Origin of the sequence: Parabacteroides sp. AF21-43 (assembly GCF_003635435.1) — a bacterium.
Classification (GTDB): Bacteria; Bacteroidota; Bacteroidia; order Bacteroidales; family Tannerellaceae; genus Parabacteroides; species Parabacteroides distasonis.
Genome location: NZ_QTMG01000011.1, coordinates 88,729 through 110,985, shown reverse-complemented (window position 1 = coordinate 110,985; position 22,257 = coordinate 88,729). Strand labels below are relative to the sequence as shown.

Annotated in this window: 20 protein-coding genes; all 20 read left to right on the top strand. The window is 39.2% G+C overall.

Annotated elements, in window-relative coordinates; all coding sequences use genetic code 11:
• The first annotated feature begins 134 nt into the window (after window positions 1-134).
• The 20 genes from DWX84_RS10080 (at window position 135) to DWX84_RS09985 (ending at window position 22,222) form a co-directional block, all read left to right on the top strand.
• Window positions 135-1,370: a glycosyltransferase family 4 protein gene (locus DWX84_RS10080; protein ID WP_005865520.1), complete on the top strand. Its 1,236-nt coding sequence runs from the start codon at window positions 135-137 to the stop codon at window positions 1,368-1,370.
• A gap of 61 nt (window positions 1,371-1,431) precedes the next feature.
• The gene (locus DWX84_RS10075) at window positions 1,432-2,229 is read left to right on the top strand and encodes a WecB/TagA/CpsF family glycosyltransferase (protein WP_005865522.1); all 798 of its coding nucleotides are present in this window, start codon (window positions 1,432-1,434) and stop codon (window positions 2,227-2,229) included.
• 23 nt (window positions 2,230-2,252) lie between these two features.
• Window positions 2,253-3,056: a polysaccharide biosynthesis/export family protein gene (locus DWX84_RS10070; RefSeq protein ID WP_005865524.1), complete on the top strand. Its 804-nt coding sequence runs from the start codon at window positions 2,253-2,255 to the stop codon at window positions 3,054-3,056.
• 10 nt (window positions 3,057-3,066) lie between these two features.
• Complete coding sequence (locus tag DWX84_RS10065; protein ID WP_048928346.1) at window positions 3,067-5,493, top strand: tyrosine-protein kinase family protein; 2,427 nt, start codon at window positions 3,067-3,069, stop codon at window positions 5,491-5,493.
• Between the two features lie 155 nt (window positions 5,494-5,648).
• Window positions 5,649-7,136 carry an MATE family efflux transporter gene (locus DWX84_RS10060; protein WP_227157556.1) on the top strand — a complete coding sequence of 496 codons (1,488 nt, stop codon included), beginning with the start codon at window positions 5,649-5,651 and terminating at the stop codon, window positions 7,134-7,136.
• Window positions 7,133-8,338: an EpsG family protein gene (locus tag DWX84_RS10055; protein WP_048928345.1), complete on the top strand. Its 1,206-nt coding sequence runs from the start codon at window positions 7,133-7,135 to the stop codon at window positions 8,336-8,338. The genes DWX84_RS10060 and DWX84_RS10055 overlap by 4 nt, the downstream gene beginning before the upstream one ends.
• Before the next feature lie 15 nt (window positions 8,339-8,353).
• Window positions 8,354-9,418: an acyltransferase gene (locus DWX84_RS10050; RefSeq protein ID WP_005865532.1), complete on the top strand. Its 1,065-nt coding sequence runs from the start codon at window positions 8,354-8,356 to the stop codon at window positions 9,416-9,418.
• Window positions 9,415-10,410 carry a glycosyltransferase family 2 protein gene (locus DWX84_RS10045; protein WP_005865534.1) on the top strand — a complete coding sequence of 332 codons (996 nt, stop codon included), beginning with the start codon at window positions 9,415-9,417 and terminating at the stop codon, window positions 10,408-10,410. The genes DWX84_RS10050 and DWX84_RS10045 overlap by 4 nt, the downstream gene beginning before the upstream one ends.
• Before the next feature lie 58 nt (window positions 10,411-10,468).
• Window positions 10,469-11,407: a hypothetical protein gene (locus tag DWX84_RS10040; protein ID WP_229103516.1), complete on the top strand. Its 939-nt coding sequence runs from the start codon at window positions 10,469-10,471 to the stop codon at window positions 11,405-11,407.
• A 27-nt stretch (window positions 11,408-11,434) separates the two neighbouring features.
• Complete coding sequence (locus DWX84_RS10035) at window positions 11,435-12,196, top strand: hypothetical protein (RefSeq protein ID WP_227154287.1); 762 nt, start codon at window positions 11,435-11,437, stop codon at window positions 12,194-12,196.
• A gap of 76 nt (window positions 12,197-12,272) precedes the next feature.
• A complete protein-coding gene (locus tag DWX84_RS10030; RefSeq protein ID WP_005865540.1) occupies window positions 12,273-13,379 on the top strand; it encodes a glycosyltransferase family 4 protein in 1,107 nt (368 codons plus the stop codon).
• A gap of 1 nt (window position 13,380) precedes the next feature.
• Window positions 13,381-14,214, top strand: coding sequence for a glycosyltransferase family 2 protein (locus DWX84_RS10025; protein WP_005865542.1), 834 nt, complete (start codon window positions 13,381-13,383; stop codon window positions 14,212-14,214).
• Window positions 14,202-15,062, top strand: a complete 861-nt coding sequence (locus DWX84_RS10020; RefSeq protein ID WP_227154289.1) for a hypothetical protein — start codon at window positions 14,202-14,204, stop codon at window positions 15,060-15,062. The genes DWX84_RS10025 and DWX84_RS10020 overlap by 13 nt, the downstream gene beginning before the upstream one ends.
• Window positions 15,063-15,071: 9 nt before the next feature.
• Window positions 15,072-16,385 carry a UDP-glucose/GDP-mannose dehydrogenase family protein gene (locus DWX84_RS10015; RefSeq protein ID WP_048928343.1) on the top strand — a complete coding sequence of 438 codons (1,314 nt, stop codon included), beginning with the start codon at window positions 15,072-15,074 and terminating at the stop codon, window positions 16,383-16,385.
• Window positions 16,382-17,491: a glycosyltransferase gene (locus DWX84_RS10010; RefSeq protein WP_227713816.1), complete on the top strand. Its 1,110-nt coding sequence runs from the start codon at window positions 16,382-16,384 to the stop codon at window positions 17,489-17,491. Before DWX84_RS10015 ends, DWX84_RS10010 begins: the two co-directional genes overlap by 4 nt.
• Window positions 17,488-18,072, top strand: coding sequence for a DapH/DapD/GlmU-related protein (locus DWX84_RS10005; protein WP_009018610.1), 585 nt, complete (start codon window positions 17,488-17,490; stop codon window positions 18,070-18,072). Before DWX84_RS10010 ends, DWX84_RS10005 begins: the two co-directional genes overlap by 4 nt.
• A gap of 95 nt (window positions 18,073-18,167) precedes the next feature.
• Window positions 18,168-19,259 carry a GDP-mannose 4,6-dehydratase gene (gmd, locus tag DWX84_RS10000; RefSeq protein ID WP_005865553.1) on the top strand — a complete coding sequence of 364 codons (1,092 nt, stop codon included), beginning with the start codon at window positions 18,168-18,170 and terminating at the stop codon, window positions 19,257-19,259.
• Window positions 19,259-20,341 (top strand): GDP-L-fucose synthase, encoded by a 1,083-nt coding sequence (locus tag DWX84_RS09995; RefSeq protein ID WP_048928356.1) that lies wholly within the window; start codon window positions 19,259-19,261, stop codon window positions 20,339-20,341. The genes gmd and DWX84_RS09995 overlap by 1 nt, the downstream gene beginning before the upstream one ends.
• Window positions 20,342-20,429: 88 nt before the next feature.
• Complete coding sequence (locus DWX84_RS09990) at window positions 20,430-21,638, top strand: ATP/GTP-binding protein (RefSeq protein ID WP_005865557.1); 1,209 nt, start codon at window positions 20,430-20,432, stop codon at window positions 21,636-21,638.
• An 11-nt stretch (window positions 21,639-21,649) separates the two neighbouring features.
• Window positions 21,650-22,222 (top strand): RloB family protein, encoded by a 573-nt coding sequence (locus DWX84_RS09985; protein WP_005865560.1) that lies wholly within the window; start codon window positions 21,650-21,652, stop codon window positions 22,220-22,222.
• The last annotated feature ends 35 nt before the right edge of the window (window positions 22,223-22,257 follow it).

The window sequence follows — 22,257 nt, the reverse complement described above, 5'->3', positions numbered from 1 at the left end:
ATAATCAGTACAGTGAAGTTACAAGATAAGTAGACTTGGGATTATCTGACGTTTAATTTTTAACATAACACTAGATAGGTACTATAAAAGTGCCTATACATTGGTGTATACTCTAATTTGAGCACTAAACGAAAATGATAAATGTTCTTGTAAATGCCTATGCTGTCAATCCTTATTGGGGCAGCGAACAAGGAATGGGGTGGAATTGGGTTGTCAACATCGCCAGATACTGCAATGTGTATGTGATAACTGAGGGTGAATTTCGGGATAACATAGAGGAGGCTATGATGTCACTTTCTCAAAAGGATCATCTTCATTTTTATTACAATCCACTTCCCACTAAAGTGAGAAAGATGTGTTGGAACCAAGGTGACTGGAGGTTTTACTGGTATTATCGGAACTGGCAAAAACAAACGTTGAAAATAGCGAAACAAATTATAAAAAATAACCGAATAGATATTCTTCATCAACTGAATATGATTGGATTTCGTGAACCAGGTTATTTGTGGAAGATCAAAGAAGTTCCTTTTGTTTGGGGACCCATCGGAGGGATGGAATTGATGCCAATGGAATATCTGCTAGGAGTTCCAATGAAGCAGAGGTTGTTTAATTATCTTAAAAATATAATTAACCAATATCAATACTTATATTCGTCAAGGGTTCATGCAGCCATTCAAAAAGCGGATATATTAATTTCCGCTGTAAAAAGTGTCAGTGATATCCTATCGAATCACTATCAGAAAAACAGTTTACTAATCAATGAAACTGGAATTGACTCCAATTCTACTTTTCGGAGAAAAACAAGTAAATCTGACGAGCCTTTTAAAATTATATGGATAGGAAAATTTGACTTTCGCAAACAACTTCCAATAGCGATTAAATCAATAACAGCCATGAATCAGCGGAATGTGGAACTGCATATTTGTGGTACAGGGAACGATGATGCCGTGAATGAAATGAAACGTATGGCCGAAATTTGTGGAATAGCCTCGAAATGCCACTGGCATGGGAATGTGTCTCATGATAAAATTCTGAAGATGATGGCTTCATCTGATTTGATGTTTTTTACTTCAATCATGGAAGCTACATCCACGGTGGTGCTTGAAGCCATAACGGTAGGATTGCCGATACTGTGTTTTAACACTTGCGGTTTTGGTCCTATAGTAAAAGATTTTGCAGGTATTACAGTTGAATTATCTAATCCTTATAAATCAGTTCAAGATTTTGCTCATGAACTTTCACTATTATATCAAAACCGAGCTGTCTTGAATGACATATCAACCAGAATGTTAGAAAAGAGACAAGAGCTAACATGGGAAGCAAAAGCAAAAAAGTTAGTAAGGCATTATGAGGAAATATTAAAAAAATAATTTCTTCTGACTGATTAAGTTTACTTATTGATTGTACAATAAACCTATTCATTATGTTATTATGAATACATTCTTTAATATCCACTACGAGTTTGACAAACAACGGGTTCATACTTCTATAGCACGGCAGCTGGAAAAATTAGGTTCTGACTATATCTGTGTAGTAGATGGTGTAGTGTTGGGCACAGCGAACAGGAAGTCTGACTATCTGAGAACAGTCAATGGTGGGATGTTCTCCATTTGTGACAGCAGTTACGTCCCGTTGTATATCCATTGGATTTACGGAAAGCGTTATGAGCAATATTGCGGAAGCCAAATCTTTATGGACATCATTCATAGCAGGAAGTACAGGATGATCTTCTTGGGAACATCACGAGCCATATTGAGAGGGTTGCAGAGCAATTTGTCAAAAGAAAACCCGGATGTGGCTGATATGACCTTCTTGGAACTTCCTTATATGTCGGTAGAGGAATTTGATTATGCCAACATAGCCAAAGAAATAGAAACTGACGAGGCTGATATTATTTGGATAGCTTTGGGAGCTCCTAAACAAGAATATTTTATGGATAGATTAAAGCCCCATTTGAAACGAGGGGTCATGATTGCGGTTGGGGCTGTTTTTAAATTCTATAGTGGCGTGGAAGCAAGGCGTGCTCCAAAGTGGATCATCAAATGGCACTTGGAGTTCGTGTACAGAATATTCAGAGAACCCAAGAAGCAATTGAAGCGGTGTGGAATGATTCTATTTACTCTGCCAGAATTGCTACTAAGGGAAATCGAACGAAAACGAAAAACGGGAGTATATAATAACAACTGTTTCTTCAGAGAAAACGATAATGAAACTAACGAAAAGGAATGATAATCCTTAACCCAATTGATTTTATGAAAGTATTTTACCGGAAATTAGACAAGTACCTGCTTGTATTGACATTCTTGTGCTTTTTAGCTTCTTGTTCTTCAAGTAAAAGAATAGCCTATTTTCAAGATTTGAAACCCGGAGAGAGTGAACTTTTCACTTCACTCTCTCCCCACTATATCAAAGTGCTCCCCGGCGATAAGATAACGATTCTGATAAACAGCAGGGAACCTCAGTTGGCTGAATTATTCAATTTGGCAATCACGGCTAAAGCTATTGGCACGACAAGTAATAATTCCGGTATTCTTTCATATACGGTTGATTTGGAGGGGTATATAGAATTTCCGGTATTGGGGGCAATAAATGTAAACGGAAAAACAAGGAAAGAAATCGCCTCATTGATAAAAGAGGAGTTGATTTCCCGCGAATTGTTAAAAGACCCTGTGGTAACAGTCGAGTTCGCCAATCTTTGCATCTCGGTTCTGGGTGAAGTGAAAACGCCGGGGCGCTATAGCATAGACCGGGACAAGGTCACACTGCTTGATGCTATCGGTATGGCCGGAGACTTGACCATCTATGGCAAACGGGACAAAGTATTTGTATTACGAGAGAATGGCGGCACACGGTATTCTTATAGCGTAAATTTATGTTCCGCAGAGGATCTGTTTTCATCCCCAGCTTACTATTTGCAACAGAATGACATTGTTTATGTGGAACCGGGTAATGTCCGTGCCAATCAATCCACGGTCAATGGCAATACGATTCGGAGTACATCTTTCTGGATTTCTGTGACCTCACTTATTGCCTCATTAATATCAATCTTTTTATAATTCGTATTTTATGGAAATTCCTAAAGAAGATAGAATAGACTTTATTAGAATAAAAGATTTTATTTCTCTTTGTATCTTAAATTGGAAATGGTTTGTGGTTTCCATATTGTTGATTACTAGTATGGGAGTAGTATATGTACTAAGATCCCCATCTGTTTTTAGTCGTACCATGACGATACAAATTCAAAGTGACATGCAAGGCAAATCGCTTCCCTCGAATTTCGAATCTTTTGAAGATTTAGGTATCATCCAGCCTAAATCGAATGTCTTGGACGAAATAGTTGCCCTGCAATCTCCTTCCATTATGACCGAAGTTGTGAAGCGGTTGAATCTATACATTCATTATGCCATTCCGGGAAGGTTTCATGGTAAGGAACTATATGGTCCTTTCTTACCCGTCTTGGTATCCATGCCCGATTGGCAGGGTAACGAGTCCGGAGAGTTTACTATGCACCTCCAAGGCAACAAAGTTAAGTTATCAGATTTTATCTGGAAAGGGGATGCGATTTCACTTCCTTCCGACATCAGTGCCACTCTTTCTGATACGATAGCATCTCCATTGGGACGATTGCTCATTGAGCCTACGCCCATATATACGGCCGATAACGAATATGTCCTGCATGTTACGATAGATCCCCTGTTATCTACGATAAGAAATTTCAACAACAAACTTACCGTCACGCAGTACAATGAAAAAAGCTCTATTGTGGAATTGATTTTCAAAGATACCAGCATATCTAGAATAGAAGAAATACTCAACATGTTAGTAGCTGTTTATAACGAGAATTGGATGAAAGACAAAAATCAGATAATGGTGGCCACCTCCATGTTTATCAACGAGCGTATTAATATAATAGAACGTGAGTTGGGAAGCGTGGATGAAAACATATCTTCTTATAAAAGTGAGAACTTGCTTCCGGATGTACAGGCAGCTTCTGACTTATACATATCACAGAACAGTGCTGCTGACGCACAACTCTTATCGTTGAACAACCAATTATATATGACTCGCTATGTTCGGAATTATCTGTTGGACAATGCCAACAAGGAGAAATTGTTACCTGTCAACTCCGGCATTGAGAATATGAGTATCGAAAATCAAATATCGGAATATAATGGGAAATTACTGCAACGTAATGGATTGATGGCCAATAGTAGCACAGTGAATCCGCTGGTTATGGATATGGACGAAGTTCTGGCTGAATTACGTAAAGCCATCATCGCTTCCATAGATAACCAATACCACAAACTTGAGATGCAGATAGGAAGCCTTCAAAAAGACAAAAGTCAGGTTACGGCACATCTTGCGGCAAATCCAAGCCAAGCTAAGTTCCTGCTATCTATTGAACGGCAACAGAAAGTGAAGGAATCTCTCTACCTGTTTTTACTTCAAAAGCGGGAGGAAAACGAACTGGCACAGGCATTCATCACCAACAATACACGTGTCATAACACCTCCTTATGGAAATGATATTCCTGTAGAGCCACAAAAGAGAAAAATTGTTCTGTTCGCATTTGTCCTCTCTTTATTGATACCAGCAACCATTCTTCTCATCAAGAAGAGTTTAGATACGAAAGTACGTGATAAAAAGGATGTGGTGGAACTTTCCTTACCGTTCCTCGGAGAAATTCCGCAGTGGAATTCCAAAAAGAGAAGAAAAAATTACTTTCACGGAAAGAAAACAGATTGGGACTCTCCAGCCATACTTGTTGAGAATGGAAAACGCGACATCATGAATGAGGCTTTCCGTGTATTGCGGACTAATCTGGAATTTATTGTGAATAAGGAACAAAAATCAAGAATAATTATACTGACTTCTTTCGTTCAAGGTTCTGGAAAAACATTTCTTACAATAAATACCGCAATTAGTCTGGCTGTCAAAGGAAGTAAAGTCTTGATTATTGATGGCGATTTGCGTAGGAATGCCGTATCCAAGTTTATTCACTTTCACAAAAAAGGGTTGAGTGATTATCTGGCTGGTGAATTCAATGACATCGAGAAACTTTTCATTTCGAAAATAGAACTGGATGCTGACTCAGAATACACTGATGAGAATGGGAAACGGTTTTTGTCCGATAATCTACATGTCCTTCCGGTAGGTACCATTCCGCCGAACCCGACCGAATTACTTCTCAACGCCCGTTTTGGACAACTGCTGGCGGAGGTGCGTACTCGGTACGATTATATTTTCATTGATTGTCCCCCTGTCAACATCATGGCGGATTCTCAGATCATTGGACAATATGCCGACTACACTATTTTTATAGTTCGGGCAGGTTTTCTGGATCGCGCCATGTTGCCGGAACTGGAAAAAATCTATCGTAAAAATACATATAAAAACATGTCGCTTGTTCTTAACGGGACTGACATGGGGGGTGGACACTATGGTTATAAATATGGATATCATTCTTATAATTACTATACAGATGAGAATTGATTATTGCATACCATAGCGCTTTGTAGATGAGGTTCGTTGCAATGACTGGCAATACGATCAGATAAAGGTTTTGAATATATAACAGGAAAGTAATAGATACTATGTCGACAACGGTCGCACGTGTAATTAGGAATACCGGTTATCTGTATGTTAGGATGGGCATCACTATGTTCATCTCTTTGTACACCACCCGTATCATTCTTCAGGCGTTGGGGGCTTCGGATTTTGGCGTATTTAATATCGTTGGGGGCACCATTGCGATGTTGGGATTCCTAAATATATCCATGGCAAGTGCCACACAACGCTTTATGTCCTACACCGAAGGTTCCGGAAACTATGAGAAGAAAACGGTAATATTCAATGTTAGTATCCTGTTACATTTCATTGTGGCAATTGTTGCGGGAATAGCATTGATAATCAATGGATATATTTTTTTTAACGGGATTCTGAACATACCCATGGAAAGAGCTCATGCCGCCCAAATAGTTTATGGGGGATTAGTGGCTAGTACGATGTTTACGGTCATGACTGTTCCATACGATGCGGTACTTAATTCCCGTGAGAATATGCGCTATTATGCTTTTGTAGGTATTCTGGAATCTGTCTTAAAACTGTTTGTGGCATTTGCCTGTGTATATGCATCGCATGACAGGCTGATAGTTTATGGGGTATTGATGGCATGTATTCCGTTTATCACTCTTTCTATCATGCTATTATATTGCCATAAACATTATGCTGAATGTACCTTGTCCATACAACATTATTTCGATCGGGATACGATGAAAGAAATGGCAAGTTTTTTCGGATGGAATCTGTTGAATACAATGATTGTAATCATTAGTATACAGGGACAAAGCGTTCTTTTGAACCACTTTTTTGGAACGCTTCTGAATGCGGCACAGGGTATCACGACTCAACTGAACGGGCAGCTACAAGCTTTATCATCGGGTATGACTAAAGCTTTGAATCCGGTAATTGGAAAGAGTGCAGGTGCCCATGATGGGAATCTGTTTTTGAAATCTGTAATTTATGGATCCAAATTCTCATCTGCACTATTTTCGATAATTGCGATTCCTGTATTTCTGGAGGCACCCTACATCTTAAAAATATGGCTAAAAGAAGTTCCAGAGTGGACTGTGGTGTTTATCCGTTTTCAGTTGTTGAAGACCTTTGTCGACATTTTGTGTGTAACCGTTCCAAGGGCAATAGAAGCCACTGGTCGTATCAGGCGTTTTAAGATATTAAGCAGTTTTACCAATATCATTCAGCTACCTCTTATATATATAGTTTTCCATATGGGTTTTCAACCTTATTTCATGTATATAATCGCATTGCTTTTTGGTGCGATAATGACTTATTCCATAGCTTTGTATTGCGCAAGAACTGATTGTAACATACCGGCTCGCTATTTTATCCTTAAAGCGATACTACCTGTATCCGCATCCGTCCTGCTCACATTGGTCATTGCATATCCGTGTATGATGGCGATTGCTGTAAATTCCATATCTTCCTTGGTCTTCTCGGTGACATTGACCATGTTAATATTTGCAGTCTCATTCTATTGCATCTGCTGCCAAAAGGAAGAAAGGAGAATCTTGTATAGCCTATTTATTTTGATAAAGACAAATAAAAAGGAATCATGAACTATTGGGAGGTATCATTGATGGACTGTCAGATAAAAATAACCGACAATAAAGCAGTTTGGAAAATTCAGGCAGCATTGGCTCTGATTTTTTTGCTTAACCCTTTTTTGGGGGTACTGTCAACATTGTTTTTTGTTTTTGTTTCAAAAGAAAAATCAATGGCATTCTACTTGGTCATTATTCTTACCTTGTTCATGTGGTGTTTGCAGTCTACACGGTCATTCCATTTAGGAGAGCCGAGTGACTGGGCGGGGAACTATTATTATAATTTTCATAATGCGGCAATAACCGACACACTCACTTATCTTTTTTTCACGACAAAGGAATATGTCTGGCAGGCATTTAATCTGATAGGCTATTATCTGTTTGACGGAGATTTCCTTTCTTATGCGAATTTCATTGTTGCTTTGACCTATATGTTCACATTTGCTGCCATTTATAAATTTTGGAACTATATTCAAGCTGACCCCCGTTTCCTTGTTGCTTCTTTGTGCCTATTTGCTTTTGTGACAGAAGTGAATGGCATCTGCAATAATTTGCTGCGCCAGCAGTTCGCCATGTCAATGATGCTGTATGCCATTATTGAAAGATGCACCAACGGACGTATTCTTTATCCTTTGCTGGTTATCTCTTTTTTCACGCATACTATGACAGGTTTTTTTATTCCATTCTTGTTTATTCGTTTAGGAAAGAAAGCTTCTTTTCGCTTTTACATCTACATCGTCTTGGGATTTGGATTACTTTACATCCTGTTTACCAACCTGTCCATATTTTCCTCCAGTAGCTTTTATGCATTCCAGCGGTTAGCTACCGCTTCAAATGCATATGCATTGAAAGATATTATACAGCCTTCGGCGGTATATCCGTTCTTGGCGGTTACGGTTATTCTTTATGTCAAAGCGTTTTTCTTTGATAGCGAACGGCGAAAGTGCGAACTTTATATTAACAACTTGTTCTTGATTTTGATTTCCATGTGCCTGCTCATGACCTCGATGCCGCTCATGCAGACCCGTTATTTCATCATCCGTTTCTTTTTCATGCCGTTAGTGGTTCCCTATTTCTTTACGGCAAAGGGGAGTTTATGTGACTATTATTTGATAACTGTTCCGCTGTGCTTTGCTTTCCGCTTTTTCAGCACACCATCTATTTGGTTGGCTTCTTCTAACGACATCGTGTATAGAAGTATTTTCGATTACCTGTGACAGATAAATAAACTCATGTACTTATATTGCATTTGTTATATTGCATTGGTGATTCTTGCGGGATTAACTGTTTTCAGACATCGGTGGAATGGAACACAGATATTGTTCAGTCCGTTCAATGTAGACCGAACCCTTTCCCTGCGGGGCATATTGGTTTTGTTAATCGTTTTGCATCATTTGTCCGGTGTCACTTCTTTTCCGGGCTTATCGCCGTCTTTTCGTATGCTTGTCAGTCAGTTTACCTTTTTCGGAGGAGGGGCCGTATCCATGTTCTTTTTCATAAGCGGATATGGTTTGATGGCTTCTTTACATAAGAAAGGGAAAATTTACTTGGACTCATTCTATAAAAAAAGGTTTTTGAAACTGTTACCGCCTTTACTCATTGCGACCTGTATTTTTATCTGTATAAGGATGTGTTTTGAACATCTGTCTGCATGGAATATTTGCTACGAAATGACTTTAGGCAACCCTCCTTTGCCCAATTCATGGTATATGTATGCACTTTTCATTTTATACATCTTTTTTCATGCCGTTTTTTCCATATGCGGAGTGCAAGGTAGAAAAGCGTTGAATTGGATGTGGATTGGCTCTTTTGCCTATATCGCTTGCATTTTATTGTTGGGCTGGGGTTATTGGTGGTATACGTCCGTCTTGTCCTTTAATATTGGTATAGAATATGCCTGTATGAGCCAGGGTGTTCAATCGTTTGTGCGGAAAAAACTGATCTCATTTTTTGTTGGATCAATATTGTTTTTGTTGGTTTTTATATTCATTTATCTCAGATTTGTCTCTGATGGAATGAAAATCGCTTCTCTCATCGCATTAAACGTCACATTGCCCATAGTGATGGTATGGGTGATTCAGGTATTAGGAATTGTAAACTTGACTAGTCTTAAATTTTTAGGAGGAATTTCCTATGAATTATATCTTGTACATGGTATTTTTATTTATTTATCGAAAAACTATTATTCTTATGGAGGTACATTGATAATAGTATGTTATACACTATCCATAGTAACGGCATTCATGCTAAATCGCGGATCGAAGTATATTAATAACAAAATTATAAAAGTAATATGATTTCTATTGTCATTCCTTTGTACAACAAAGCGCATACGATTGTGCATACTTTGAATGCGGTTTTCAAACAGGAGTATCAGGATTTTGAAGTCATTATAGTCGATGACGGATCGACTGACAATGGAGTGGGGATAATCCAGCAACATTTTCACGACAACCGGATACGGATATTTCATCAAGAAAATCAAGGCGTAAGTGTCGCTCGGAATAGGGGGGTAGAAGAAGCTCGCTGTGAATATGTAGCCTTGCTTGATGGCGATGACGAATGGCATCCCGATTATCTGAAAATCATGACCAAACATATTCAAAACAACCCCCGATGCGGATTGTTTCTATGTGCATTTATCGCTCAAGGTGCTTCTCGCTCTATTTATTGTATACCAAAAGGATTTGAGAATTATCAAGGAGAAATTAATCTGTTTCATAATGTTTCTCTGTTTGGGCAGACAAGCGGAACTGTCTTAAAGAAAAGCGTATTTAATCGGACGCATAGGTATATTCCACACATGATTTATCACGAAGATTATCTTCTTATACAAGCTGTTGCTTTGATAGCGCCAGTTTTTTATTGTGGTATTCCTTTAAATAAGTATAGGGGGGATGTGCCAGGTCAAACGACTCAAAACCCCAATACGCCTCAAGCTGAAGAATCCAAATTGATGTATTACAATATCGGTATGGAAGATAGCTTGCGGGTAAGTGAAAAAGGGAATGAATCTTTGAATATTTATCTTAGGTATTTTTTGTTTCATGACTTTAAAAGGAGACTTTCTCTTAAAGATAACGAAGCGTTGCTCCGTTTTATACAACGTCTTTCCTTTGATGTCAAAAAGTTGTTTTATCCTTTTGAGCTCAGCTTGATAGCGCATTATCCAAGAGTCGCTATTCTTTACATAAACCTGACGAAAGTTCGCTGGAGGTTAAGAAGGTATCCTACATGGGGTGATAAATGTGATTTGAATAAAATTAATCCACAATATTTAAATTGGTAAACAAATGACGTACATAGAAACAGTGCTATGGAGGAGCTTGCGTAAAATTTATGGCAAGATGACTGGATTTCAGAAATCAGCCGTCATAGTTGAAGAAACCGATCCTCTGAAAGCTTCGGATGCAATCTATACTTTACTTGATTCCAAGAGGCCTTGCATGATTGCACGCTTCGGAGCTACGGAAATGGCTTGCATTCTCAATTACTTAAGCATTCGCCAAGGAAAACCTCTTCTAAAAAAATATCTGAGAGGTGATGTCTCTGATTGGTGGTGGAACAAGAACGTCATGAACCAAATGCAAAATTGGAGTGGATTCTTCCCTCCTGACATTGAGCATCTTTCCCGGTTTTGCGAAATGATGCTTCAAGACGCTTCTTTGCTGGATATATGTGGGTCTTTTGAGACCGTACAGAGAGGATTACATATTCTCCGACCTTATATGTGCAATCCATTATTTATACCCTTATCTTTCTTTGATCCATTCGTAACATCTCGACCTTGGTCAAGAGTATTGAAAGGGAAGAAGGTTGTTGTGATTCATCCGTTTGCCGAACTGATCGAAGCGCAATACGCCCATCGTTCTGATTTGTTTGACAATAAAGATGTTTTGCCGGACTTTGAGCTAAGGACAGTAAAGGCTGTACAAAGTCTGGGTGGCGACAACCAAGGTTTCAAAGATTGGTTTGACGCACTGGAATGGATGAAGCGGGAAATAGGAAAAGCGGATTTTGATATCTGTCTGATAGGATGCGGAGCTTATGGATTTCCTTTGGCTGCACATGTGAAAAAAATAGGCAAACAAGCCGTTCATTTTGGCGGTGGCTTGCAATTGATGTTTGGTATCAAGGGTATTCGTTGGAAAAATCCACAAATTGCACTTGATGTGGGGCTTCCAGAAGATTGCTATTTGAAATATTTTTCTAATCCTGCATGGGTTAGTCCAGACGCATATCGTACGGTACATAGCGATAAAGTAGAAAACAATTGTTATTGGTGATTTATGTATGCTTTACTTCGATTAATCATGAAGACATACAGAAAATATCATTTTCATGTATGGAAGACATTGGTTGTAAACTTTAAGTTGCTTCCTTTCAAGCAAGCTATTCATTTGCCGATTGTCATTTATGGGAAAACGCAATTAATCATAAGTAATTCTTCGGTAAAGCTTCTCTGTTCTCCTCGTTTTGGAATAGTCAAGTTTGCCAAGAATCATGAATATTTTTATCCAACCCCAGCTCCCTCATTATTGTTTATGATAAATGGTACGATGGTACTAGAAGGTGACGTTCAATTCTCTTCAGGCTGTACTTTGCGCATCAATGATGGAATATTGCAACTGGGAGAAAATGTCTGTTTTTCAGGTGGATGTAAAATCTTATGTAACAATCGGATATTTATTCGAGCGTATAGCCAGTTCGCTTTCGATTGTGTTTGTTGTGATACGAACTTTCATTATATACTTCAGAAAGACGGCTTGGTAAAGGATTGTGTGGGAATTATCGAAGTGGGGAATAGGAACTGGATTGGAAATTCTACTACCCTTATGCGGGGTACTCAACTTCCCGACAATACCATTGTGGCAAGTAGGAGTTTTGTGAATAAGAGTTTTTTAGGTTACCATGATGATGGAATACTTATAGCAGGTAGTCCTGGTAAAGTGGTTCGATTAGGGGATCAGCGTGTTTTTTCCGCACAGAAAGAGATGGAAATCAGAGCTTTCTTCAAAAAAAGTAAGATGACTGAAATGTGGTTAGCTGAATCAGATTTTTTCTTTTATGAATGATGAAATGAAGCTGTAGTATATTTATTGAATAATTGTTGATCCACAAAGTAACTAAAAAGTTGTAATTCTATAAGCGATGAAAATATTGCATGTTTTATACGAATTGAAATTTTCTGGGGCTGAGATCATGTATGTTGATGCAGCCGATGAATTTAGAAGCCTTGGGTGTGAATTGTATGTTATAAATTCGGCAGAAAGGTTGGGTAAATATGCCGACATGTTTAAAGATGCAGGTTACAAAGTATATCATCTACCTTGTCCGAGTGGATTGATTACCAGATGGAGTTATTGCCAACAAATAGTCCGGTTGGTGAAAAAAGAAGGAATAGATGTCATTCATACCCATGCATCGAATATGAAATGGGATATGGCTTTGGTTGCATGTCTGGCGGGAATACGTTCTGTCTACACTTTTCATAGTTGCTTTAAGTCCAGACCTATTTCATACCTTTACCATATATGGTTAAGATGGAGTGCAAAGAATTTGTTGAGTTGTAAATTCCAAACGATATCAGATAGTGTGTACGATAATGAACGTTTATATTATCATAATGACACGATAAAAATCTATAATTGGTTTGGGAATAAACGATTCTTTCCGGCTGATAAGGCAGAGAAGCAAGCTGTTAGAAAAGAACTTGGCATCTCAAAAGATAGTTTTGTTATAATTTCCGTAGGAGGTTGTAGTGTTAATAAACGGCATCATGACATTATCAAAGCACTTCCCGATTTGCTAAAAGAAAAAAATAATCTAATGTATCTTCACCTTGGACAAGGAGATACTACCGAAGAAGAAAAAACTTTGGCAAGAAAACTTGGAGTTGAGAACAAAATTCGTTTTATGGGAAATCAAAAAGAGGTGAGAAAATTCCTTATTGTTTCTGATGTATATCTTATGACTTCACACTATGAAGGCATCTCCTTAACTACTATAGAAGCCTTGGCTTGCAAAATTCCGGCAATATTATATGATGTTCCCGGATTGCGGGATTTCAATAAAGAACAGTTGTGCTCTTTATTGATACCAGAGCAATCGACTGAGATCGTAAAAGCAATCAAAAAGCTAAGGACAAACAGCGGTGAAAAGGAAATGATAATCAAGAACGGATATGAAATGGTTATGAGAAAGTTTTTTCTGCCAACAAACGTAAGGCAAATATTCAAGTTATATCAAGGATCTTAAAATGGAACAGATAGAGGCAAACATTGCCGTATTACTGACAGTTCATGACAGGAAGAATAAAACATTGAGATGTTTGGAAAATCTTTATAAACAAGTATTGCCAAATTATTTGCGCCTCGATATTTATCTAACCGATGACGGTTGTACGGACGGAACACCGGAAGCGATTAAAAGGCAATTCCCGAAAGTTCATATTATCAAAGGTGATGGTAACTTATTTTGGAACAGAGGAATGTATAGGGCATGGGAAGAAGCTGCCAAACAAGATTATAATTTTTATCTATGGTTGAATGATGATAGCTATTTATTTGACGGTGCGTTGTTTACTTTGTTAGATAATTCTGCAAAATGCAATCATCAGGCCGTAATAGTAGCACCAATGAGGTTAAGGGAAAAAGGCGTTACTACGTATAGCGGATATGATGGTTCGCAAAAAATAACTCCTAATGGAAAGTTGCAGGAATGTGAAAAGTTTAATGGAAATTGCGTTTTGATACCACAATGTGTTTTTAAAAAGGTTGGCAATCTTGATTGGACTTATCGTCATGCCATTGGAGATATTGATTATGGATATAGGGTACGGAAAGCCGGCTTTAAGAATTATGTTGCTACTGGATATCTAGGCATTTGCGAGAGCAATCCAAAGTTGCCTGCATGGGCAAGAAAAGAGATCCCGTTCATTAGGCGGATAAAAAATCTTTATTCCCCCTTAGGGTATGCAGAACCGATACCTTTTTTCCTTTTTGAAAAAAGGCACATCGGATTTGTGACAGCCGTCAAGCATTTTATTACAATTCATATAAGAGTTTTATTTCCGCAATTATGGAAACAATAAATAAATCCATGTTTGTTTTTCAAACAGATTCGGATATTGTACGTAATGTGTATGATACCCAACACAACTATCTGATTGAGTATAATGAACAATGTAAGGATAAAACGTATTGTGCTGTCTATTTTTGCAGCAATGATCTATATTATCCAAACGTTGAAGATATTTTCAGGAAAAGGATTGTAGAGAAAAACTTCTTTGAATGGTATAATTTAAGGATAGAAAAAGCGTATAAACATATTTTTGTTCGTGATGTATTCAAGCAGTGGTATTTGTCCGGTATCAACCAAAGCATTGATTCTCCGGAAAGACTAATCGAATTTCTGAAAAATGAAACCGATGGATACCGTACTATCATGTCTGGCAGTTCAGCAGGTGGTTATGCGGCCATTTTGTATGGTTCCATCCTCAAAGTCGAAAGGGTATTTGCTTTCAATCCTCAAGTAGAATTGACATCCCTATTAACAAAGAGTAATGAAAAGACAAATCCGCTAATCTTTAGATTAAAGGATGGTCCTTATAGGAAGTATTTTGATATTGTCCCATTTATTATGCCTATGATGAATATTTATTATTTCTTTTCCAATCAATCCAGATGGGACATCGAGCAGCGGTCATATTTGGGAGACACAAAGGGAATCCATTTACTGCCATTTAGATCAACACATCATGGTATCCCTTTCTTGAAAGTGGCTCTTCCTGTCATATTAAATATGGAAGATATACAATTAAAGAAGTTTGAGAACAAAATTCAGCATCCGCTTATATTCACGATGAGACTTGTGGGATTGAGAAAAACAATCATAGGATTCTTTTCACAGGTATATGCGACATGCAGGAAAAGACGTTAAAAGATAGTTATGAATATAGCAATTGTTGGTACAGGTTATGTCGGATTGGTTTCTGGCACCTGCTTTGCGGAAATGGGTGTTCATGTCACTTGCGTGGACGTGAATCGAGAAAAAATAGAAAACTTACAGAACGGTCGGATTCCTATTTACGAACCCGGATTGGATGAAATGGTGATGCGCAATTTTCGTGAAGGAAGGTTGAGCTTTACGACCCATCTAACGTCTGTCTTGAATGATGTGGACATTGTGTTCTGTGCCGTGGGGACACCTCCCGATGAAGACGGAAGTGCCGATTTACGATATGTATTGGCAGTGGCAAAACAATTTGGTGAGAATATTCAGAAATATACCCTGCTTGTCACCAAATCAACAGTTCCTATAGGGACTGCCCAAAAAGTGAAGGCTGTTATTCAGGCAGAGCTTGATAAACGATGTGTGAATGTTCCCTTTGATGTAGCTTCCAATCCTGAATTTCTAAAAGAAGGAGCAGCCATCAAAGATTTCATGTCGCCAGACAGGGTTGTGGTAGGAGTGGAATCGAAAAGAGCCAAGGAGTTGATGAGTAAACTTTACCGTCCTTTCCTGCTGAACAATTTCCGGGTAATATTTACCGATATACCCAGTGCGGAAATGATAAAATACGCAGCAAACTCTATGCTGGCTACCCGTATCAGCTTCATGAACGATATTGCCAATTTATGCGAATTGGTGGGAGCTGATGTGAATATGGTGCGAAAGGGAATAGGTTCGGACAGCCGTATCGGAAGCAAGTTCCTTTACCCGGGTTGCGGTTATGGCGGTTCGTGTTTCCCGAAGGATGTTAAAGCTTTGATAAAGACCGCAGAGAAGCATGGATATGAAATGAAGGTGCTAAATGCGGTGGAGTCTGTGAATGAAAAGCAAAAGAGTGTACTTTTCAATAAATTGTTCAAGCATTATAAAGGGGCTTTGCAAGGGAAAAAGATTGCTGTTTGGGGACTTGCCTTCAAACCGGAAACAGACGATATGCGTGAGGCGACTTCATTGGTCACTATTGATCGGTTGCTGAGGGAAGGATGCAAAGTACGGGTGTATGATCCTGTGGCAATGGAGGAATGCCGTCGTCGTATGGGCGGGGGTGTGGAATATGCCGCAGACATGTATGATACTGTCTTGGAAGTGGATGCTTTATTGATACAGACTGAGTGGAAACAGTTCCGGCTACCCAATTGGAGCCTATTACTGAAATTGATGAACAATCCGGTCATCATTGATGGGCGGAACATTTATGACGCAGAAGAACTTCAACATTTGGGCTTTGATTATTACTGTATAGGAAGATGAATAAGTTGAAAGCATTAGTCTTTTACCAGTACCTATCTCCATGGAGGATTGATGTGTTTAATGAGATGGGTAAATATTATGACATGACCATCGCATTTACGGATGCTGACAGTGAGGGATTCACCTATAACAGGAAAGAATTGCTGGAAAAACTGGAGAATATTAAGGTCCTTTTCTTGACTAAAGGATTCAGGATTGGAAATAGGCCTGTACGTCTGGGAATTTTCAATTTAATCAAAAAAATAGATCCCGATGTCATTTTCTCCCATGAGTATTCCTATACAAGTATTTTGGTAGCCTTGTATAAGCAAATGGGGCTATTTCACTACAACTATTATCTGACAACATCTGACAACTTGAAAATGGCCGAAATATCTTCCGGATTGAAGGCTAAATCCAGGAGCTATGTATTGACCCACAGCAATGGGATTATAGTCTATGGTGATGCTGTGAAGCAATGGTATCAAAGAAGATTCCCCCGATTGCGGATAGAGGTATGTCCTAATATACAGAATCCTCAAACATTGTTGGCTTATCGCTCACAGTTTCAACCTATCCTTCAAAAATACATTCAACAATATGGTTTGGCAGGGACTTCTGTTATTCTTTACACAGGTAGGTTAGTAAAAGCAAAAGGGTTGGATTTGCTGTTAAATGCGTTTGCAAAAGCACAAATCGTAAATTATAGATTGGTCATTGTAGGTGAGGGGGAACTATCAGAAAGCTTGCAACAACAAGCAAAGCGACTTGGGCTGAAAGACAAAGTGGTTTTTGCCGGATTTCATACCGATGTCGGTTTGTATGCATGGTATGAAATAGCCAATTTTTTTATTCTGCCGAGTAGGTATGAACCCTTTGGCGCTGTTATTAATGAGTCTTTGGTTTACGGATGTCCCGTGGTGGCAAGCAAGTATATCGGTGCCACGGATTTTGTGACCAAAGGCAATGGAATGTTATTTGATCCCATGAATGAAACAGAATTCATTTACATAATAAGGCAAGCCTGTCGGAAATATTCCAATAAGCCTTTATCTAGGGCAAACTTGATGCCATGCTCTTTTGACAATTATGTATCTGCTTTTTATAATATTAATCGAAACAAGTGAAAATAGATTATCATAACATGCCGAAAGGGGCAGGTATGACAACGTTTGCCATACGCTACATAATGAACATTGTTCGAACATGGTATTTATTTCATTTGAAATATCCATGGGTGAAATACAATGGTTTCGTGAGAGTTATGGCTCACACTACTTTTGCCAGAGGCATGAAAATAAGTATTGGTCATAACGTCCAGTTTGGAGAATATTGCAATATCGCTTCTGATGTCGTATTTAAAAATAATATCTTGATAGCCGGACGTGTTTGTTTTGTCGGAAGAAATGATCATCAGTTTGATACTGTGGGTGAACTTATCTGGAATAGTTCAAGAGGGTACAATGGCATAACGATTGTTGAAGATGATGTATGGATAGGGCATAGTGCTACAATCGTGGGCGGTATCACTATCGGCAAAGGGGTGGTAATAGCGGCTGGAGCTGTAGTGACACAAGACATTCCGGACTGTGAAATTTGGGGAGGTGTCCCTGCAAAGAAAATAAAGGATCGGTTCTCGACAATTAGTGAGAAAGAACATCATCTACGATATATTAAAAGGATACAAGACAATAAAAGAAAGAATTAATATTACAATGATAATAAGCGGACTGCTTCACATAAACTTTCAGTATAATGGACTATCAAGATCTATGAATATGAAAAGATAAACATGAAAATAAAATGAGAAAAGTAGCATTAATTACTGGTATTACCGGCCAAGACGGTTCCTTCTTGGCCGAATTCCTTTTGGAGAAAGGATATGATGTACATGGCACCATTCGCCGCTCATCTGTTGATTTCAGGGAACGGATCGCGCATTTGGAAGGCCATCCCGCTTTCCATCTTCACTATGCGGATCTAGGGGATTCCACGAGTCTCTCGCAGGTGGTGAAGAGGGTAAAGCCTACGGAGATTTATAACCTCGCTGCGCAGAGCCATGTGCAAGTCTCTTTTGATTCACCGGAGTTCACGGCTGATGTGGATGCTACCGGGGTATTACGTATTCTAGAGGCGGTAAGGCAAAATGATCTTACGGGTACTTGTCGTATTTACCAAGCCTCTACTTCCGAATTATATGGGAAGGTGGAGGAGGTTCCTCAGAATGAGAAAACGCCTTTTCATCCGTATAGCCCCTATGCGGTGGCGAAGCTGTATGGTTATTGGATCGTAAAGGAGTATCGGGAGGCTTATCATATGTTTTGCTGCTCGGGTATCTTGTTTAACCATGAATCGGAACGACGGGGCGAGACTTTCGTGACTCGTAAGATCACGTTGGCTGCCGCACGTATCGCACAAGGGAAACAGGACAGGCTTTTATTGGGTAATTTATCGTCGCTTCGTGATTGGGGGTATGCCAAGGATTATGTGGAATGTATGTGGCTGATCCTTCAAAATGAGAAACCGGAGGACTTCGTGATCGCTACGGGTGAGCAACATTCCGTACGGGAGTTTTGCGAATTGGCTTTCCGTTATGTGGGCTTTGAATTGTACTGGCAAGGTGAGGAAGAAAATGAGAAGGGAATCGACCGCAAGACGGGAAAGGTGCTGGTGGAGGTATCTCCCGATTTCTATCGTCCCACCGATGTGGTTAATCTTTGGGGAGATCCATCGAAAGCGAGACGTGAGCTGGGGTGGAATCCGCGAAAGACTTCTTTTGAGCAACTGGTGAAGATAATGGTGGACGCGGATATGGCGAAGGTGGCCGTGGAACGTGCCTCTGCGCATGTTCGTACTAATTTGGCTGAGTATCTAGAGAAGGGCATCGTGAAATGATGGAGAAGAACGCTAAGATATATGTAGCCGGCCATAGAGGATTGGTCGGCTCTGCCATTTGGGAGAATCTGGAAAGAAAGGGATATGAGAATCTGGTAGGACGTACGCATAAAGAGCTGGACTTATTGGATGGCATCGCTGTCAAGCGCTTTTTTGATGAGGAACAGCCGGAGTACGTGATTCTCGCAGCCGCTCATGTAGGGGGGATTATGGCGAATAGTAAGTATAGGGCTGATTTTATCTACCGGAACTTACAGATTCAGCAGAACGTGATTGGTGAGAGCTTTCGCCATGGGGTCAAGAAATTGTTATTTTTAGGTAGCACTTGTATTTATCCACGTGATGCGGAGCAGCCGATGCGAGAGGACGCTTTGCTGACTTCTCCGCTGGAGTACACGAATGAGCCGTATGCGATCGCCAAGATCGCAGGGTTGAAAATGTGCGAGAGTTTTAATCTGCAATATGGTACGAATTATATCGCTGTGATGCCGACTAATTTATATGGCCCGAATGATAATTTTGATTTGGAACGTAGCCATGTATTGCCAGCTATGATACGGAAGATCCATTTGGGCAAGTGTTTGAATGAGGGAGATTGGCAAGGTGTTTGCCGGGATTTAGATGCCCGTCCAGTGGAGGGTATTGATGGACATTGCTCCCAAGAGGAAATTCTTTTGGTTTTGGCTCGTTATGGGATCTCTTCGGATAAGGTGGAGCTATGGGGAACTGGTAAGCCGCTTCGAGAGTTCTTATGGAGTGAGGAAATGGCAGATGCGAGCGTATATATCATGGAACATGTGGATTTTAAGGATACTTATTCGCAAGGAGATACTGATATCCGTAATTGCCATATTAATATAGGTACCGGGAAGGAGATTTCGATCGCTACTTTGGCAGATTTGATCGTGAGAACAACCGGTTATCGAGGTAAGGTAGAGTTCAATCCCACAAAACCGGATGGAACTATGCGTAAATTGACCGATGTGGCCAAACTGCATGAGTTGGGATGGCATCACCGGGTGGATATAGAGGATGGCGTGAGAAAAATGTATTATTGGTATCTAAGCGCTGTTATAAGATAAATGATTGCTTATGGATACGCATGTTGTTATTGCCTGAATACCTTGTATTCGGTTTTTATATGTATCTTTGTGAGAAAACAATAGATATATGATAGCTGAAATTAAATTCAAGAATATGTTCTCATTCAGAGATGAGACAGTTCTTAGCTTTGAGGCAGATAAGAGTAAGGATTTGGAGTCATATCATGTTGTTGAGCTGGCTCCGGATGTAAAATTACTTAAGTTAGCTGTCATTTATGGAGCCAATGCCTCAGGAAAAAGTAATATTATTAAGGTTTGCGATTTTATAAGGTCCTTTATAACTTGCACTCCACTTAATAAAGCGGAGCTAATTAAGATTGTTCCGTTCTTGCTAAATAGAACAAGTAAAGAACAAGCATCAGAGTTTTCTGTTTCATTTTATGCCATGAATGGAGACAAGGCTATCAGATATGTCTATTCCGTATTGTTGGAGACTACGCACATTGTCCGGGAAACCTTGATTTATTATCTCAGTCAACAACCGGCCACTGTTTTTGAACGTAGCATGGAAAACAATGTCTCTTCCATCAAATTTGGTCAAAAAGTTAAAATCAGTACGGCTGCAAAAGAGGAAATAACCTTAAAGTGTTTACCTAATATGTCTGTCTTTGCAGCTTACATGCAGGTAAATACCAATATTGCAGAAATGGAAACAGCCCTTCAGTATTTGACTAAACAAATGATGCCTGCGATAGTACCTACATCATCACTTAGCCGCTATGCAGAAGAGGCAATTAAAAAAGAAACTGCCAAAGAATATATCCTAAGGTATTTGCAGGAAGCAGACTTCAATATTTCGAATATTTCTTCAAAAGAGCAGGAGACTAAAAAGGGAGTAGTAAATTATACCATGTATCAGCACAAGGTCTCTTCCGGGTTGGGGGGGAATGATTACTATGAGTTCCCGGAGTTGTATGAATCAGATGGTACCATACGAACATTCGGCTTGGCATCCCAGATACAAAATAGTATTGGAAGCAATGCATTCCTTGCTGTAGATGAAATAGAATCATCTCTTCATCCTAAGTTGATCGAATATATGATTGAACGTTTCTTGAAGGAGTCAAAGCAAGCTCAGTTACTGCTTACTACTCATTATGACGGTCTGTTGGGGGAAGAGGATCTGCTTAGAAAAGATAATATCTGGTTCGCCGAGAAGAACACAGATGGAGCCAGTGTACTATATCCTCTAACTGATTTCAAAGGCTTGAATAGAATAAGCTCTCTACAAAAGGCGTATAAGTTTGGTAAATTTGGGGCAGTTCCTAATCTATAAATACCGGCCTTATGAGAAAAGTTAGAAAGAATATTGCCACTAGACAAGTCATTCATATTGTGGGTGAAGGACTGACTGAATTGTTTTATTTCAGTCATCTTAAAAAGTTTCTAGGCTACAGATACTCTATATCTCCACGTCTGTTTGAGAATAATAGTATCGAGAAGATTGATAAAAAGATAAAGGAGCTTCTAAATGAAGATGTATTTGTAATCTGTGTTTTCGATGCCGATGTTAGCAGACGATCAGATGCTGAAAATAGGAAGATGGCAGCTCTGAAAAAGAAATATGAGAAGAATGGTAATGTTATTCTGTGCGACAGTTTGCAATCAATCGAATATTGGTTCCTTTTGCATTTTGAGGATACTTGCCGTCATTTCCTAGATTCAGCAGCTACAGAAAGGGCTTTGAAGCGCTATCTTCCAACATACGGCAAAACACGTAAATATCTGGAAAAAGATAGCTGGGTAAGGGATATGATTGCAGATGCAAAAATGATTAAAGCTTGTGAACTTGCTGAGAAGTATCAAGGTCGAGATTCATATAGTGAGATTTATAAAGCTATTAAAAAAGTAAAAGAATAGTAATCCATAATCTATTCTCTATCTTATCTCCAAGC

Coding starts and splice junctions, on each gene's coding strand:
- DWX84_RS10080 (WP_005865520.1), top strand. CDS start 135: ATGATAAATGTTCTTGTAAATGCCTATGCTGTCAATCCTTATTGGGGC.
- DWX84_RS10075 (WP_005865522.1), top strand. CDS start 1,432: ATGAATACATTCTTTAATATCCACTACGAGTTTGACAAACAACGGGTT.
- DWX84_RS10070 (WP_005865524.1), top strand. CDS start 2,253: ATGAAAGTATTTTACCGGAAATTAGACAAGTACCTGCTTGTATTGACA.
- DWX84_RS10065 (WP_048928346.1), top strand. CDS start 3,067: ATGGAAATTCCTAAAGAAGATAGAATAGACTTTATTAGAATAAAAGAT.
- DWX84_RS10060 (WP_227157556.1), top strand. CDS start 5,649: ATGGGCATCACTATGTTCATCTCTTTGTACACCACCCGTATCATTCTT.
- DWX84_RS10055 (WP_048928345.1), top strand. CDS start 7,133: ATGAACTATTGGGAGGTATCATTGATGGACTGTCAGATAAAAATAACC.
- DWX84_RS10050 (WP_005865532.1), top strand. CDS start 8,354: ATGTACTTATATTGCATTTGTTATATTGCATTGGTGATTCTTGCGGGA.
- DWX84_RS10045 (WP_005865534.1), top strand. CDS start 9,415: ATGATTTCTATTGTCATTCCTTTGTACAACAAAGCGCATACGATTGTG.
- DWX84_RS10040 (WP_229103516.1), top strand. CDS start 10,469: ATGACTGGATTTCAGAAATCAGCCGTCATAGTTGAAGAAACCGATCCT.
- DWX84_RS10035 (WP_227154287.1), top strand. CDS start 11,435: ATGAAGACATACAGAAAATATCATTTTCATGTATGGAAGACATTGGTT.
- DWX84_RS10030 (WP_005865540.1), top strand. CDS start 12,273: ATGAAAATATTGCATGTTTTATACGAATTGAAATTTTCTGGGGCTGAG.
- DWX84_RS10025 (WP_005865542.1), top strand. CDS start 13,381: ATGGAACAGATAGAGGCAAACATTGCCGTATTACTGACAGTTCATGAC.
- DWX84_RS10020 (WP_227154289.1), top strand. CDS start 14,202: ATGGAAACAATAAATAAATCCATGTTTGTTTTTCAAACAGATTCGGAT.
- DWX84_RS10015 (WP_048928343.1), top strand. CDS start 15,072: ATGAATATAGCAATTGTTGGTACAGGTTATGTCGGATTGGTTTCTGGC.
- DWX84_RS10010 (WP_227713816.1), top strand. CDS start 16,382: ATGAATAAGTTGAAAGCATTAGTCTTTTACCAGTACCTATCTCCATGG.
- gmd (WP_005865553.1), top strand. CDS start 18,168: ATGAGAAAAGTAGCATTAATTACTGGTATTACCGGCCAAGACGGTTCC.
- DWX84_RS09995 (WP_048928356.1), top strand. CDS start 19,259: ATGGAGAAGAACGCTAAGATATATGTAGCCGGCCATAGAGGATTGGTC.
- DWX84_RS09990 (WP_005865557.1), top strand. CDS start 20,430: ATGATAGCTGAAATTAAATTCAAGAATATGTTCTCATTCAGAGATGAG.
- DWX84_RS09985 (WP_005865560.1), top strand. CDS start 21,650: ATGAGAAAAGTTAGAAAGAATATTGCCACTAGACAAGTCATTCATATT.